Consider the following 14,327-nt stretch of genomic DNA (forward strand, 5'->3'; position numbering starts at 1 on the left):
AAGCAGATCGTTATGATCTGCTTTTTTTATGTGCTGATCGCATTCATGAAAAGAGAAAAAAGCTTTTTCATGTCTTCATGTTTTTTTGTCAGCATTTCAGGATGCCATTGCACGCCGACGACAAATAATTCACCTGTCCGTTCAATCGCTTCAATGGCCCCGTCTTTCGCATAAGCCGCGGCTTTAAACGAAGGCGCCGTTTCTTTTATGATCTGGTGATGGAATGAATTCACCCGCGCTGAATCGCCAAACAAAGAATGGAGACGTGTCCCTTTTTCAAAGGAAACATGATGGGTTTTTAACGGCGGATCTTTTTCTTGATCGTGCTTGATTTCAGCAAATGAAGCGTGTGTCAGATCCTGATATAAAGTTCCCCCGTAAGTGACGTTTAACATATGCATCCCCCGGCAGATGGCCAGAATCGGCTTTTCTAAAGCAACCGCCGTGAGAATCAGCTCCTTCTCGTAGGCGTCCCGATCAGGAAAGGTCTTTCTTAAAGCCTGTAAAGGTTCTTCGCCGTAAAACAGCGGGTCTATGTCCTGGCCGCCGGACAGAATGATCCCGTCAACATGAGAGACCTGTTCCTTTACAAGCGCCGTCTCTTGAATCACCGGCAATATAAACGGCACACCGCCGGCCTCAGAAACAGACTGAATATAATCATTATTGACATATGCCCGATTATAACCCGGGAAAGGACCGGATTGATCAGCCATAATGTTTCCCGTAATTCCGATGCGTTTGGCCATTCTTTGCCCCCCTGAACCATGCTCATAATAAATCTGAACGTAGGTTGTACAAATCAGTTTGAAATTATTCTTCATGATACGTGAACTTTCCAAAAAAAAACCCGTGACAATCACGGGTTTTTACATTCATTTCAATTTCTTGATTTCTTCCGTCAGCTCTTTGAATTTTTGATCAAGCTCACGATATTGTTTATCAGCCGGAGTCATGAAGCTGAGTTTTCCGAGGACTTCCTGCCGTTCGGTTTCAAGCTTTAATCGCAGTTCTTCAGCATCGTCCCTGACGGAGGGGGATTCTTTCCATTGTTTTCGGACGCTGCCATTTGAGATATCAAGCCGGATGTCCGTCGTCTTTTCGAGAAAGTAACGATCATGAGATACGATGATAAGCGTTCCGTCGTATCGGGCCAAAGTGTCTTCAAGCTGCTCGCGTGACGGCAGATCAAGGTGGTTTGTCGGCTCATCCAGAATCAGCACATCTTTCTCCTCCAGAATAAACGCCATCAGTTTGCATTTGACCCGCTCTCCCATGCTCATCTTGCCGATGGGTTCCGTCCATTGCCCTGCGGTAAATCCTAAATGCTTCATGAGGGATTGCACATTGCCCCTAGCTTCGAACGTTTCTTTGTAAAAAAGCTGTTCGGGGGTTTTATCAAGCGGAAGGTCGAATACTTCCTGGGTTAAATATCCGACATTTGCAGACGGAGAAATCCATATGCTGCCGCCCTGCGCTTTTTCCTGACCGAGGATGACCTTCAATAATGTTGTTTTCCCGCTGCCGTTCGGGCCTGTAATCGCGATCTTTTCACCGTGCATCACAGTGAAATTCACATTTTTGAAAAGTGTTCGGCCGTCATATGACTTTGTGACATCACTTACTTCTAAAAAACGCTTTCCCGCTTTTTTGCGGTGCTCAATGGAAAAACGGACTTCATACTCCGCTTCAACCGGTTCTGCTTTCGCTTTTTCAAGCTCTTTTTCAAGACGCTTCTGCTTTGATTTAATCTGGGCGTCCGTGCGTTTTGCTTTTACACGATGGTATTCTTTAAAGCCTTCTATTTTCGTTGATTGGGCGTGGGCTTTTTTCGACCAGGCGCTCAGCTCGTTCATTTGAGCTTCAATCCGTCTGATCATATTTTGCTGATTCTCATATTCCCGCTGCTGTGTCAGCCTTCTCTGTTTGCGGACCTCCATATAGCTTGAATAATTCCCTTTATGTTCAATGAGTTTCTTTCCTTCGATGGCCCAGACTTTTGTCGCCGCTGCATCTATAAAAGCACGATCATGCGAAACGAAAATAATGGTGCCTTTGTAATTCTTGATCTGATTTAGCAGTATTTCTAAACTGTGCTGATCGAGGTGGTTCGTCGGCTCATCTAATAACAAAAGGCTGCTTGAGGAGGAGAAACCTTTGGCAAGACGGGCTTTCAGTTTTTCTCCGCCGCTCAATTGCGAAAAGGCGCGTGCGGGCACGTTCCACTTTTCTAACAAGGCTGCCTCCGCAGGCTCCGGATGGCCGGAATCATAAGCTTCCGTTTCTTGTTCCACCATATATATGTTCACATCTTGCATCATCTGAATCTGTCCTTGTGACGGCGCTTTTTGATTGCAGATCAATTGCAGCAATAACGATTTGCCGGCGCCGTTTTTACCGATAACGCCGATGATGTCACCTTGCTGAACGCTCGCGCTGATCTGTTCAAAAAGGGGAACGCTGTTGATTTCATAACTGATGCCGCTTATTTTTAACATTTCTTTCATATGTCAATCCCTCGCTTTAAAGGGAGGACAAAAAAATCCTCCCAATTGATTTGGAAGGATTAGCCGTACCTGTGCATAATCAAATAAGCTATTTTCACATAGCTTTCGTATCGTATAGAAAATGGGCAGACTAATCCTATTTTTTCTGATTTGAAATATTTGATTTCAAACGGTCAAAATAAGATTAGTTAATCATTGTCCACCCATCATCCCTTCGTATTTGTTACAACCAGTGTAGCACACACTTATCTGTAAAAGCAAAGGGTATAAGCCTTTTTATTCCAGATTGGAGGCTTCCCACTCTTCTTCTAAAACGGCATAATAATATTCATCCCACCATTCATTATCATGGGGGATGCATTTTTTAAAAAAGCCTTCCCGTCTCATCCCGATCTTTTCCATCACCCGGTGCGAAGCAATGTTTTCCGGCTGACATGTCGCAATGATCCGGTGTAATTTCATCTTGTTAAACCCGAATGCCAGCACGGCGCGCGCCGCCTCTGAAGCATATCCTTTGCCCTGGTATTCCGGGTGAAACACCCAGCCGATTTCATACGTATGATCGCCAAAATACTGAAAAAAAGCAATGTGGCCAATGACCGTTTTCTCATCCTTCAATAAAACGGGAAACTTCCCGGCATGTTCACCGCTGTTTTCAGTAACGAATTTCCTGGCATCTTCTTCGGTAAAGACACCCTCTGGTATATATTTCATGACATTCGGATTTGACGTGTACGCATAGACATCCTGCGAATCTTCCGGCTCAAATGTCCGAATGACGAGCCTGTCAGTTTTGATATTCATTTTTTATGTTCCTCCATCAAAAAAGATTTCATTTACTACTTCGATTGAAAGATGTAAAAACCTTTGAGCGGAGAAGAGCCGAATAAAAAAAGCCTGCAGCTATACACTGCAGGCGATTATTTTTCATTTGCGGCGGCGGGCAGGTTTGTAAATCCGAATTGCCCTCCGACAGCTTCTTTTACTTCATGAATAACGATAAATGATTTCGGGTCAATTTTTTGAACATGTTTTTTGATTTTCAGCAATTCGTTCTTTTTAATGACAACATAGATAATGCGCTTGTCTTTGCTGCCGTAATACCCGTATCCGTAAAAAATCGTCGCCGCGTTGCCGTACTCGGAGGTGATGGCTTTGGCGATTTCTTCGTATTGGTCAGACATAATGGTGAGAGCTTTTTTATTATGGAAACCCTCAATGACAATATCGACGATTTTGGCGCACAGATATACGAATATAAACGTATACAGCATATGATTGATGCCGATCGCTAAAACGGATGCAAAAATGATGACACAATCCATATAAAACATGCTTTTCGAGATATTATAGCCCTTTGTGTAATTCAATAAATACGCCAAAAGCGTGGTCCCGCCGGTAGATCCGTCAGCGATAAAGATCAATGCCAGCCCCGCTCCCATCAGCAGAGCGCCGAATACAATCCCGAGCACCATATCGTGCACGCCGAACGGAATAAAGCTGACGATACTGAGAAAAACAGAAGTCATTCCCGTACCGAGTATCGTGTATAAAATCGTTTTTTTCGTTAAAAATTTATAAGCCAGCCCGATAAAAATCAAATTTACAACCAGAGTCGTAATACTTGCAGGTATATGGAAAAGATAATATAACACGAGAGCGATTCCCACGGTGCTGCCGTCCCCTAAATGATTCGGGATGACGAAAAATTCCACGGACGCCGCAATAAGAAAGGCTCCGGCCATAATCATCAGTATATCCTTGCAAATGTTCTTCATGTGCAAACCTCCTCCGCAGTCAAAAATATATAAAAAACAAAAACGCCTCAAAAATTATCCAGCAGAACTAAATAATTTTTAAGACGAATCATTCACAATCTCGTTTGTTCATTCAGTAAAGAATGATCAGCTTCAATATCGAAGATTATATAGACACCTTCACATCTTGTCAATGCCGTGAAAATTGATTTTTCTGCAGTGTATATGAGGTTTAAATCAAGTTAAAACGAGGAATTATATCAGAAGAGTTTTCATTTCTGCTCTATCAATAAGAGAAATGTAATGAGAGACAACGAAGAAGGGATGATGACATTGGAACGAATTTTTATCAGTCCGGCCAAATACGTGCAGGGAAAAAACGCCATTGAAACGATCGGCGGACATCTGGAGGGCGTTGGTGAAAAAGCCGTCGTCATCGCGGACAAAACCGTATGGGATATCGCGGGCCACAAGGTGACGGCTGAATTAAAGAAAAGCAATATTTCTTCTGAAGAGGCGGTTTTCAACGGCGAAGCCTCCCAGGAAGAAATGAAAAGAATTGCCGGCATCGCAGAAAAAGCAGGCGCGACTATTGTCATCGGAGTCGGCGGCGGTAAAACGCTTGATACGGCCAAAGCCGTATCAGATGAAATAAACGGCTATACCGTTATCGTGCCGACGGCCGCTTCAACGGATGCTCCGACAAGCGGGCTGTCTGTCGTGTATTCTGAACAAGGCGCGTTCGAAAACTATCGTTTCTATCATAAGAATCCTGACCTGGTTCTGGTCGATACGAAAATCGTCGCGGAAGCTCCGCCGCGCTTTTTAGCATCAGGGATTGCCGATGCAATGGCGACGTGGATAGAGGCGCGCAGTGTCATCGCCAATGGCGGTAAAACGATGGCAGGCGGAATTCCGACAATCGCCGGAGAGGCTATCGCGGAAAAATGTGAAGCGGTATTATTCAAATACGGCCGTCTCGCTTATGAGTCTGTGAAAGCGAAAGCCGTTACGCCCGCATTGGAAGCGGTGGTTGAAGCCAATACACTTCTGAGCGGACTGGGATTTGAAAGCGGCGGCTTAGCTGCGGCACATGCCATTCATAACGGATTTACCGCGCTTGAAGGTGAAATCCATCACTTGACCCACGGTGAAAAAGTGGCATTCGGCACGCTCGTTCAATTGGCGCTGGAAAAACGTTCGCTTGAGGAAATTGAGCGGTATATCGCGTTTTATATCAGCTTGGGGCTGCCTGTCACACTTGAAGACATCAAATTGAAAGACGCATCTAAAGAGGACATTATGAAAGTGGCAGAAGCCGCGACGATTGAAGAAGAAACAATTCATGCCGCTTTTGACGTGACGGCTGACGACGTGGCGGATGCCATTATAGCGGCTGATCAATACGCAAAAGCATTTAAAGAAAAACACGCGTAAAACCTTTTACCGCGTGACCCGGACCCAAGGGCTGCTGCAGCCCTTGGTTTTTTTATGCCCTTTGAAAACTTTTAAAAATAAAGAAAAAATTATGATACAATATACAAATGTTTTGAGAGATTGACAAAGGAAAGGTGGGAACGATATGCTGCATAATCCGACCGGTAAGGAGCGGCTTGCGCTGGCTTTTCTTCTCGGAATGCTTGCGATACTGGGGCCGCTCAATATAGATATGTATCTGCCGAGTTTCCCTGAAATCGCTGAAGATTTAAGCGCCCGCGCATCGCTTGTCCAGCTCAGTTTAACCGCATGTCTGATCGGACTGACAATCGGACAGGTTGTTGTCGGCCCGTTAAGTGACGCGAAGGGAAGAAGAAAACCGTTATTACTATGTATTTTTTTATTTGCGTTGTTTTCTCTGTTTTGCGCGCTTGCACCGAACATTACTACATTAGTGATTGCCCGTTTTCTTCAAGGATTCACCGCTTCGGCAGGACTCGTTTTATCCCGTGCAATCGTCAGAGATGTGTTTACAGGAAGAGAGCTTTCTAAATTTTTCTCGCTGCTGATGGTCATTACCGCCGTCGCGCCGATGGTGGCGCCGATGACGGGAGGCGCGATTTTACTGCTTCCGTTTGCATCATGGCATACGATTTTTCTCTTTTTAACCTTTATCGGGTTTTTGCTTGTTCTCATCATTGCGCTCAAGCTGACAGAAACCCTGCCGCCGGAAAAGCGGATTCCGAGCTCCATCGGAAATTCCGTGCGGACAATGGGAAGCCTGCTGAAGGATCGGTCATTTATCGGCTATGCGCTGACGGTCGGTTTTATTCACGGCGGGAGCTTTGCGTATGTCTCCGGAACGCCTTTCGTGTATCAGGATATTTACGGAGTCTCGCCTCAGGTATTCAGTGTTTTATTCGGCATAAACGGTCTGGCGATCATTACCGGAAGCTTTATCATCGGGCGTTTCGGCGGAATCATTCACGAAAAAAGCCTGTTGAGAATCGGCGTGATTACAGCGATGACGGCGACTGCCGTTCTGCTCGTCATGACGATCATTCACGGACCGCTGGCGGCACTGGTGATTTCAATTTTTATTTATATGATTACGATCGGCATGACGCTGACAAGCACCTTTACATTGGCGATGGAAAAGCAGGGACACCGCGCGGGAAGCGCAAGCGCACTGCTTGGCATGCTTCCGCTTCTTCTCGGTTCCATCGTGTCGCCGCTTGTGGGGATGAATGAAGCGACGGCCGTCCCGATGGGGGCAATTATGTTCACGACATCCGTTATCGGTTCCATCGCTTTTTTCGCCTTAACAACAAAACCGGAGAAAGCAAAAAAGGAGTGAAATGATTCACTCCTTTTTTTGATGCCCGTTATTCATATTTCTTCAGCACGATCGCCGAATTATGCCCGCCAAAGCCGAATGAGTTGGAAAGGCCGATCGTTAACGATTGCTGGCGGGGACCGTCTGCTACATAGTCCAAATCACATGCCGAATCAGGGTGCTGCAGATTGATTGTCGGCGGGATGATGCCGTGTCTCAAGCTCTCTGTCAAAGCGATGGCTTCAACGCCGCCTGCCGCGCCAAGCATGTGTCCGAGCATTGATTTGTTGGCCGTAACCGGAATATCATACGCAAGCTCCCCGAATAATGTCTTGATGGCCAATGTTTCAGAAAGATCTCCGGCTTTTGTGCTTGTCGCATGAGCGCTTACGACATCAATGTCTTCCGCTGAAACATTCGCCTTTTTCAAAGCGTTTTTCATCGCCAGGTATGCGCCCGTTCCTTCCGGATGGGAGGCCACCATATGATAGGCGTCAGAGCTCGCACCGTAGCCGAGCACCTCACAAAGGATCGGGGCATTTCTGCCGATTGCGCTATCCAATGATTCCAATACTAAGATGCCCGCGCCTTCACTCATGACAAATCCATCGCGATCCGCGTCAAACGGCCGGCTTGCCGCGGCAGGGTCTTCGTTTCTCGCTGACAGGGCGTGGGCATTGCCGAAGCTGGCTAATGACAAATTCGTAATCGCCGCTTCTGCTCCCCCGGCAAACATGATATCTGCGTCATCATTCCGAATGGCGTTGAATGCTTCTCCGATCGACGTATTGCCGATGGAACACGCGGTGACGGGAGAAAGTGAGGGGCCGAGCGCGCCTAATCTGATGCTGATTTGAGCGGCGGCCGCATTTGAGATCATCATGGGGACAAGGCTTGGGCTCACTTTTCGCGCTCCCCGTTCATTTAAAGTATGAACATTATCAATCAAAGTCGTGATGCCGCCGATTCCCGAGCCGACGTACACGCCGAGGCGTTCACGGTCAATCTGATCGAGCTGAATCCCGGAGCTTTCAAGCGCCTGTTCCGCTGCCGCTAAAGCAAACTGGCTGAAACGGTCAAGCCGTCTCGCTTCTTTTCTGCCCCACCTTTCTTCTGCGTCAAAATCACGGACGGTACCGGCTATTTTTGTCTTTGAGCCGGAGACATCAAACGAATCGATGAAAGAGATTCCCGATTTTCCTTCCGTCAGGTGTTTCCAAAATGTATGCACATCATTGCCGAGAGGTGAAATCACTCCCATTCCGGTGATCACAACTCTTTTCATGGTCATTCCTCCTTCGGTATGTATTTATTGTAACTCGCAATTATCCTATTACAAGTTGTTGGTTATCCTAGTATAATGAATACCAGGGTAAGAGAGGAGAGATTCGGTATGATACCAGAAGGAAGATTGCAGGCGCTCTCAGAGTTTTTAAAAACGCAGCGGGCCAAAATTTCTCCGCAGATGGCCGGGCTTCCGATGGGCACACGGAGAAGAACGCCCGGACTCCGAAGAGAAGAGGTCGCGCAATTAGCCGGCGTAAGCACCACGTGGTATACGTGGCTGGAGCAGGGCAGAGACATTAAAGTGTCCGCAGCCGTATTGGACGCCGTTTCCGATGCGCTGCAGCTGAACAAAGATGAGAGAAATTATTTATACGCGCTTGCCATTGAGGAGGGCGTGAAGCAGCCGTTTGCTGCGGAGGAAGAAGCGGTTATCAGCCCGTCCCTTTCAAAAATCCTGCAAGAGCTCCGTTATTGTCCCACCATTATCTCGGACAGGCGGTGTCATATCGTAGGGTGGAACCAGGCTGCGGCGCACGTGTTTTTAGATTTTGAACAAATTCCTCCTGAAAAGCGGAATCTCATAGAGCTATTGTTTTCCAGAAAAGAATTAAGAAGTTTAGCCGTGAACTGGGAGCACTTTGTGAAAGGATTCATCGCCATTTTCAGAACGTATTACGGCCAGTATGTAGCTGATACGTGGTATTCTCAGTTTATAGAAGAAATGGAGAAAACGTATTCGGAATTTCATACGCTGTGGAATGAGAGCGAAGTCAGCTCGGCACCCGAAGTATTAATTGAATTCCGCCACGCGAAGGCGGGAAAAATGGTCTTTAACCTGACTTCATTTCAGGTTCAGGGCAACAGTGATCTGCGCTGCAGTGTGTATACGCCGGTAGATCATACCGAAACGGAAGCAAAGCTGAAAAAGCTCTTCGAAAACAGATGAAGAACAGAACAAAACGGGAGGCGGCCGCCTCCCGTTTCAGTTTAAAATAAAAGCATGAGACCGGCGATGGCCGGGGTTAAAAAGATGGCTGATTTCAGAATGACTTTCGGCACGAGGTTGGTGAATTTCGCTCCGACATATGCGCCGCACATCGTTCCGATCAGCACTTTGACCAACAGCATATAATCGACAAATCCTTCCGTCACATAACCGAGTCCTCCGCCGACCGCAAGCGGGATAATGACAAGCATGGTGGTGCCGACCGACTGGCGGATGGATAAGCGCAAAAGAATCATTAAGCCGATTTGGATGAAAGGGGCAGAGCCGATCCCGAACGTTCCGGACAAGATTCCTGCGATGACACCGAGTACAACGGCTTTCACCCATATGTTCAGATTGCTTTGCTGTCCGGAATCTTCTTGTGTTTCTTTTACAATAAATAACCGGACTAAAATAAGCAGAGCAGATAAAAACAGCATGCCCGCCGTCAAGTAATGCAGCAAATCTGCGGGGATAAGGGAAGTAAGCCTTGCCCCGAAAAACGAACCGAATGCCGCAAAAACGCCGACGATGAGGCCGATTTTCATCTGAATATTGCCTTCACGGTAGTGGCTGAAAGCCCCCGATAAACTTGTGAAAGCCATTCCGGCAAGGGAGGTGCCTAAAGCCGTATGAATCGGTACGTGAAACAGTATAGTTAAAAGTGCAATGACAAAACCGGCTCCCCCGGCGCCGATAAACCCGAGAATAATCCCGAGAAGAAACATAACGAGTATAATAAGCACAATCTTCTCCTCCATTTAGATGCCTGATCACCATGTTCCGCTCCGCTGTATCAGGTTTTAATAATCGACCGTAGTCCGTCGACCGTCGTCTAATTACTTTATGTTACCTCAAATTTAAGGTATTGGCAAGAAGACGAATTGCTTTTATACAGAGGGTTTACAGCTCTTTCACCATCACTTTTTCACCATTGAAGTCCAGCTCTCCATTGAATAAGAAGCCGAATTTTTGATAAAGCCGCAATGCGTGCACGTTATCTTCAAACAGGCTTAAATAAATCCGTCTGCAATCATATATTCGAACGAGATGACGGATTAGGGCATCAAGCAACAGCTTGCCCAATCCCCGTCCCTGATAGCGTTCATCAATAAAAAAACGGTCAAGCCACACTCTGCCGTTTTCATTTTCCTCATCATATTCCGGAAACCATCCGTACATGGCAAAGCCGACCAATTCCCCGTTAACATAAAGACCGGCCGGCTGATAATGCCGGCAATCCTCAGCATCTTGTAAGCACTCTTCCGCGGTTTCAATAAATGAAGTCTGGCTTTCACTTACATGAAGCGCCAGTATATCGGCACGGTTTTCTTCCGTGACTGCTCTGATTTCAATCGTCATACTTGATACTCCTCTTCCGCTTTTTTTGAGACGGTAAAGCTTTCATTGCGTAAGCCATTTGTGAATCAGCCTTCTCTCGGATACAATGATCATCATAAAGGATATGGTTACCGTATAGTCAAGGAGGCATTATGAGCGAAGACGTCAGAAAATACTTCACAACGGGTGAATTTGCAAAACTGTGCCACGTAAAAAAACAAACCCTGTTCCATTATGACGAGATCGGCCTGCTTTCTCCGGAAATCAAAAAAGCGAACGGATACAGATACTATTCCTATCATCAATTCGAACTGTTTCAGGTCATCGGTCTGTTTAAGGAGGTCGGCGTTCCCTTGAAGCAGATCAAACCGCTCTTAACAGACAAAACCCCTGAGGGTATCATCACGCTTTTAAAAGAGAAATCTTCAGAAATCGAAAGCAAAATCAAAAAGCTGGATCACCTGCAAAGGATGATTCGGACAAAGGTGAAGCTGACCGAACAAGCCTTGGAGACAGACTTTTCCTCCGTCTCATTGCAGCGATTAGATGAAGAGACACTTATGATAGGACGGCCCGTACTCCATTTGCCAGAACGGCAATATACTGCCGCCATTTCAGAATTGATCCGCTATATGCGGGTACATGAGCTCGATCAGGGGCATCCGGTCGGCGGACTGTTTGCGCGGGAGCAGATTCTGAAAAAAGAATTCTACAACTACACCCATTTTTATATGAAGACAGAAGAAGGCATAGAGAATAGAGACCTCCATATCAAGCCGAAAGGGCTTTATGCCGTCGGGTACCAAATAGGGGATGAAGCGGAAGCGGCTTACCGCAGCATCATGCAGTTTATTGAAGAGTGTGGGCTGGAAATGGGCGATTATGCATATGAAGAATATATGCTTGATGAGGTTGTGGCGGACGGGTTTGACAATCAGATCACAAGAATCCAGCTGCAAGTCCGCAATCGATAAAGCCGATGCCGCCGTTCATTTACGTCTTTTAACAAACCTTGTATAATGAGAAAAATCAGTTTGCAATTGAGGTGAAAAACGATATGTTTCTAGCGCCCTTATTTGAACATGATGTACCGGCAGCACTTCTCCGCCCTTAATGGAGGAAAGTGACTGCGCTTCTCTCCGTTAGGGCATATGACGTGACCTAATATGATAACGGAGGGTGCATCAAATTGAAAAATACATTGTTCGGTTCGATTTATTTGGCATTGGCCGCCAGTATCTGGGGCGGTATGTATGTCGTTGTAAAAGTTGTGGTAGCGGTCATTCCGCCGCTTGAACTGGTATGGCTGAGATATGCGGTAGCGCTTCTTTCGCTTTTGATTCTCAGTTTATTTACACGCCAATCCTGGAAAGTTCATAAACGTGATTTATTACTGATCGCTGCGATCGGATTGATCGGCAACACGGTTTCGATCGTCACGCAGGAAATCGGCACGAAATTATCAACCGCGCAGATGGGTGCGATTATTACGGCATCCACTCCCGCATTTATGGTTGTATTTGCCCGGCTGATGTTGAAAGAGCGGTTAACGCTGAAAAAAGGAATATCGACAGGGCTGGCGACGATCGGAGTATTGCTCATTGTGGGGAACGGAGATCTCGATATGTCGAGCCAGCTCGGCGGTCTCTCGCTTCTGGCTGCGGCGCTGACATGGGCTTTGATGTCCGTGCTGATGAAACGGGTTCCCGGCCATTACTCACCGCTTGTCGTCACAACGTATTCCATTTGCGTCGCATTTGTCATCCTGACCCCGTTTACAGCGGGCCCGCTTCAGGAGATTCCTTTGTCTCAGCTTGCCCGGCCTGAGATATGGGGCGGACTTTTATATTTGGGTGTGATCTCAACCGCCTGCGCGTTCATGCTTTGGAATCGCGGATTGCAATTGCTGAATGCGGCAAGCGGCGGTCTGTTTTTCTTCTTTCAGCCGCTTTCCGGGACATTGCTCGGCTGGCTGCTGCTGGGAGAGACGATCGGAGGAACCTTCTGGATCGGGGCGGCCCTTATTGTTTCAGGCGTCGTTCTCGTCATGAAAGAAAAATAGAAAATGAAAAAAAGCCATTCAGCAAATGAATGGCTTTTTTCTGTTTTCCCGGCAGGATTCGCCCCTCCATAAACAGAAAACAAGGAGCAGAAACGGATCATGGGCACCGGTACTCTCAAGGTGCAATACCCGGACCCTCAGGGTTTCGTCAATTAACATAACGGGCGGTGAAAAAATGGAGCCAAAATGGCTTGAATGGGCAAAACAGCTTCAATCCGCGGCGCAAGCGGGGCTGGCTTATTCCAAAGACATATATGATATTGAGAGATTTGAAGAAATAAGAAAAATAAGCGTGGATATCATGGCGCATCATACCGGCATCGACAAAAGAATCATTAAAGACGTATTCGCCGGTGACACGGGCTATCCCACTCCGAAAGTTGATATCAGAGCGGCAGTTTTTAAAGATCAGAGCATATTAATGGTAAGAGAGAAAAGCGACGGCAGATGGGCGCTGCCGGGCGGATGGGCTGATATCGGGATTTCTCCGGGCGAGACCGCTGTCAAAGAAGTAAAAGAGGAGTCGGGAATCGACGTAAAGCCCGTTAAACTGTTAGCTGTAATGGATAAGAAATGCCATTCCCATCCGCCGTCCGCCGTCCACGTTTACAAAGTGTTTATCAAATGCGAGATCATCGGCGGCCGGCTCAGGGAGGGAACGGAAACAAGCGCGGCCGGCTTTTTTGCGGAAACGGAACTGCCGCCGCTATCTGAAGCCCGCAATACGGAAAGTCAGATTGAAAGGATGTTTGCATATCTCAAACATCCGGACGAACCCGTTTATTTTGATTAAGGCAGCAATCAGAAAGAAAAGGGGGCCCGATTATAATGGAGGATTCAATTAAACAGCAGGCGCAGCGGCAATTTGCCAAAACCGCCGCGAAATATGTGACTAGTCCAGGACACGCCGCAGGAGAGGATTTGGCGTATCTCGTTTCAGCTTCCGGTGCCGAAAAGCATATGAACGTGCTGGATATCGCGACGGGAGGCGGACATACGGCTAACGCTCTCGCTCCTCTCGTACGCTCTGTTATCGCATATGACCTCACGGAAGAAATGTTAGCAGCCGCTGAAGCATTTATAACCGGAAACGGATGGACGAACGTGTCATTCGAAAATGGCGATGCTGAAAAGATGCCGTTTTCCGATGCTGCTTTCGATATCGTCACATGCAGAATCGCGGCGCATCATTTTCCCGATGTCAGAGCCTTTGTTCATGAAGCGTTTCGGGTTGTCAAACCGGGCGGCAGACTGCTTCTCATTGACAATACCGCACCTGAAAAGGATGAATATGACCATTTTTATAATGACATTGAAAAGAAACGGGATCAGAGCCACTTTCGGGCGTGGAAAAAAACAGAATGGCTCCGTTTTCTGGAGACAGCCGGCTTCCGGATTGAATCCGCTGTCTGCTTTTTGAAACCATTTCAATTTACCGTCTGGTGTGAACGGGCAGGCCTGACAGAAGAGAAAGCCGCATTACTGGAAAAACAGATGCTGGATGCTCCTCGTGATATACAGCGGTTTTTTTCTGTAGAAAAGGATCAATCAGGCCGTATTGCGGGCTTCACAGGTGAATCGGCCTGTTTCTGCGCGATCCGTCCCGTCTGAGACG

General features: G+C 47.0%; 14 protein-coding genes. 7 read left to right on the forward strand and 7 right to left on the reverse strand.

Annotation, left to right across the window (positions count from 1 at the left end; translation table 11 throughout):
* Positions 1 to 26: 26 nt before the first annotated feature.
* The 4 genes from GNE05_RS03260 to GNE05_RS03275 all read right to left on the reverse strand — a co-directional run bounded on the left by GNE05_RS03260 (position 27) and on the right by GNE05_RS03275 (position 4,285).
* Entirely contained in the window at positions 27 to 749 is a 723-nt protein-coding gene (locus GNE05_RS03260; RefSeq protein WP_095273189.1) for a gamma-glutamyl-gamma-aminobutyrate hydrolase family protein, read from the reverse strand.
* A gap of 126 nt (positions 750 to 875) precedes the next feature.
* Positions 876 to 2,507: a ribosomal protection-like ABC-F family protein gene (gene abc-f / locus GNE05_RS03265; RefSeq protein ID WP_160182430.1), complete on the reverse strand. Its 1,632-nt coding sequence runs from the start codon at positions 2,505 to 2,507 to the stop codon at positions 876 to 878.
* A gap of 276 nt (positions 2,508 to 2,783) precedes the next feature.
* Positions 2,784 to 3,311 carry a GNAT family N-acetyltransferase gene (locus GNE05_RS03270; RefSeq protein ID WP_160182431.1) on the reverse strand — a complete coding sequence of 176 codons (528 nt, stop codon included), beginning with the start codon at positions 3,309 to 3,311 and terminating at the stop codon, positions 2,784 to 2,786.
* A 116-nt stretch (positions 3,312 to 3,427) separates the two neighbouring features.
* The gene (locus GNE05_RS03275; RefSeq protein ID WP_052827114.1) at positions 3,428 to 4,285 is read right to left on the reverse strand and encodes a YitT family protein; all 858 of its coding nucleotides are present in this window, start codon (positions 4,283 to 4,285) and stop codon (positions 3,428 to 3,430) included.
* Positions 4,286 to 4,567: 282 nt separating this feature from the next.
* Between GNE05_RS03275 and GNE05_RS03280 the strand changes: the two genes are divergently transcribed.
* Both GNE05_RS03280 and GNE05_RS03285 read left to right on the forward strand, forming a co-directional pair.
* Entirely contained in the window at positions 4,568 to 5,701 is a 1,134-nt protein-coding gene (locus GNE05_RS03280) for a glycerol dehydrogenase (protein WP_014304447.1), read from the forward strand.
* A 145-nt stretch (positions 5,702 to 5,846) separates the two neighbouring features.
* Entirely contained in the window at positions 5,847 to 7,058 is a 1,212-nt protein-coding gene (locus GNE05_RS03285; protein ID WP_012116945.1) for a Bcr/CflA family efflux MFS transporter, read from the forward strand.
* Between the two features lie 28 nt (positions 7,059 to 7,086).
* On the opposite strand, the gene fabF is transcribed toward GNE05_RS03285, so the two are convergent.
* Positions 7,087 to 8,322, reverse strand: a complete 1,236-nt coding sequence (fabF, locus tag GNE05_RS03290) for a beta-ketoacyl-ACP synthase II (RefSeq protein WP_021495025.1) — start codon at positions 8,320 to 8,322, stop codon at positions 7,087 to 7,089.
* Positions 8,323 to 8,430: 108 nt separating this feature from the next.
* Here fabF and GNE05_RS03295 point away from each other — a divergent pair, with 108 nt between their 5' ends.
* The gene (locus tag GNE05_RS03295; protein ID WP_007409314.1) at positions 8,431 to 9,270 is read left to right on the forward strand and encodes a helix-turn-helix transcriptional regulator; all 840 of its coding nucleotides are present in this window, start codon (positions 8,431 to 8,433) and stop codon (positions 9,268 to 9,270) included.
* A 41-nt stretch (positions 9,271 to 9,311) separates the two neighbouring features.
* Here the strand turns inward: GNE05_RS03295 and GNE05_RS03300 are convergent, their stop codons facing one another.
* Together GNE05_RS03300 and GNE05_RS03305 are read right to left on the reverse strand one after the other, a co-directional pair.
* The gene (locus tag GNE05_RS03300; protein ID WP_015416927.1) at positions 9,312 to 10,055 is read right to left on the reverse strand and encodes a sulfite exporter TauE/SafE family protein; all 744 of its coding nucleotides are present in this window, start codon (positions 10,053 to 10,055) and stop codon (positions 9,312 to 9,314) included.
* 157 nt (positions 10,056 to 10,212) lie between these two features.
* Complete coding sequence (locus tag GNE05_RS03305) at positions 10,213 to 10,671, reverse strand: spermine/spermidine acetyltransferase (RefSeq protein ID WP_063096273.1); 459 nt, start codon at positions 10,669 to 10,671, stop codon at positions 10,213 to 10,215.
* Positions 10,672 to 10,802: 131 nt separating this feature from the next.
* On the opposite strand from GNE05_RS03305, the gene GNE05_RS03310 reads away from it, so the two are divergent.
* The 4 genes from GNE05_RS03310 (at position 10,803) to GNE05_RS03325 (ending at position 14,323) form a co-directional block, all read left to right on the forward strand.
* The gene (locus tag GNE05_RS03310) at positions 10,803 to 11,624 is read left to right on the forward strand and encodes a MerR family transcriptional regulator (RefSeq protein ID WP_160182432.1); all 822 of its coding nucleotides are present in this window, start codon (positions 10,803 to 10,805) and stop codon (positions 11,622 to 11,624) included.
* A gap of 215 nt (positions 11,625 to 11,839) precedes the next feature.
* Complete coding sequence (locus GNE05_RS03315) at positions 11,840 to 12,712, forward strand: DMT family transporter (protein ID WP_160182433.1); 873 nt, start codon at positions 11,840 to 11,842, stop codon at positions 12,710 to 12,712.
* 175 nt (positions 12,713 to 12,887) lie between these two features.
* Entirely contained in the window at positions 12,888 to 13,505 is a 618-nt protein-coding gene (locus GNE05_RS03320; protein ID WP_014417049.1) for an NUDIX hydrolase, read from the forward strand.
* 35 nt (positions 13,506 to 13,540) lie between these two features.
* A complete protein-coding gene (locus tag GNE05_RS03325) occupies positions 13,541 to 14,323 on the forward strand; it encodes a class I SAM-dependent methyltransferase (RefSeq protein WP_160182434.1) in 783 nt (260 codons plus the stop codon).
* Positions 14,324 to 14,327 lie beyond the last annotated feature (4 nt).

Source organism: Bacillus sp. AM1(2019), assembly GCF_009906915.1.
Taxonomy (GTDB): Bacteria; Bacillota; Bacilli; order Bacillales; family Bacillaceae; genus Bacillus; species Bacillus velezensis.

Coding starts and splice junctions, on each gene's coding strand:
- GNE05_RS03310 (WP_160182432.1), top strand. CDS start 10,803: ATGAGCGAAGACGTCAGAAAATACTTCACAACGGGTGAATTTGCAAAA.
- GNE05_RS03285 (WP_012116945.1), top strand. CDS start 5,847: ATGCTGCATAATCCGACCGGTAAGGAGCGGCTTGCGCTGGCTTTTCTT.
- GNE05_RS03270 (WP_160182431.1), bottom strand. CDS start 3,311: ATGAATATCAAAACTGACAGGCTCGTCATTCGGACATTTGAGCCGGAA.
- abc-f (WP_160182430.1), bottom strand. CDS start 2,507: ATGAAAGAAATGTTAAAAATAAGCGGCATCAGTTATGAAATCAACAGC.
- GNE05_RS03280 (WP_014304447.1), top strand. CDS start 4,568: ATGAGAGACAACGAAGAAGGGATGATGACATTGGAACGAATTTTTATC.
- GNE05_RS03295 (WP_007409314.1), top strand. CDS start 8,431: ATGATACCAGAAGGAAGATTGCAGGCGCTCTCAGAGTTTTTAAAAACG.
- GNE05_RS03305 (WP_063096273.1), bottom strand. CDS start 10,671: ATGACGATTGAAATCAGAGCAGTCACGGAAGAAAACCGTGCCGATATA.
- fabF (WP_021495025.1), bottom strand. CDS start 8,322: ATGAAAAGAGTTGTGATCACCGGAATGGGAGTGATTTCACCTCTCGGC.
- GNE05_RS03320 (WP_014417049.1), top strand. CDS start 12,888: ATGGAGCCAAAATGGCTTGAATGGGCAAAACAGCTTCAATCCGCGGCG.
- GNE05_RS03260 (WP_095273189.1), bottom strand. CDS start 749: ATGGCCAAACGCATCGGAATTACGGGAAACATTATGGCTGATCAATCC.
- GNE05_RS03325 (WP_160182434.1), top strand. CDS start 13,541: ATGGAGGATTCAATTAAACAGCAGGCGCAGCGGCAATTTGCCAAAACC.
- GNE05_RS03275 (WP_052827114.1), bottom strand. CDS start 4,285: ATGAAGAACATTTGCAAGGATATACTGATGATTATGGCCGGAGCCTTT.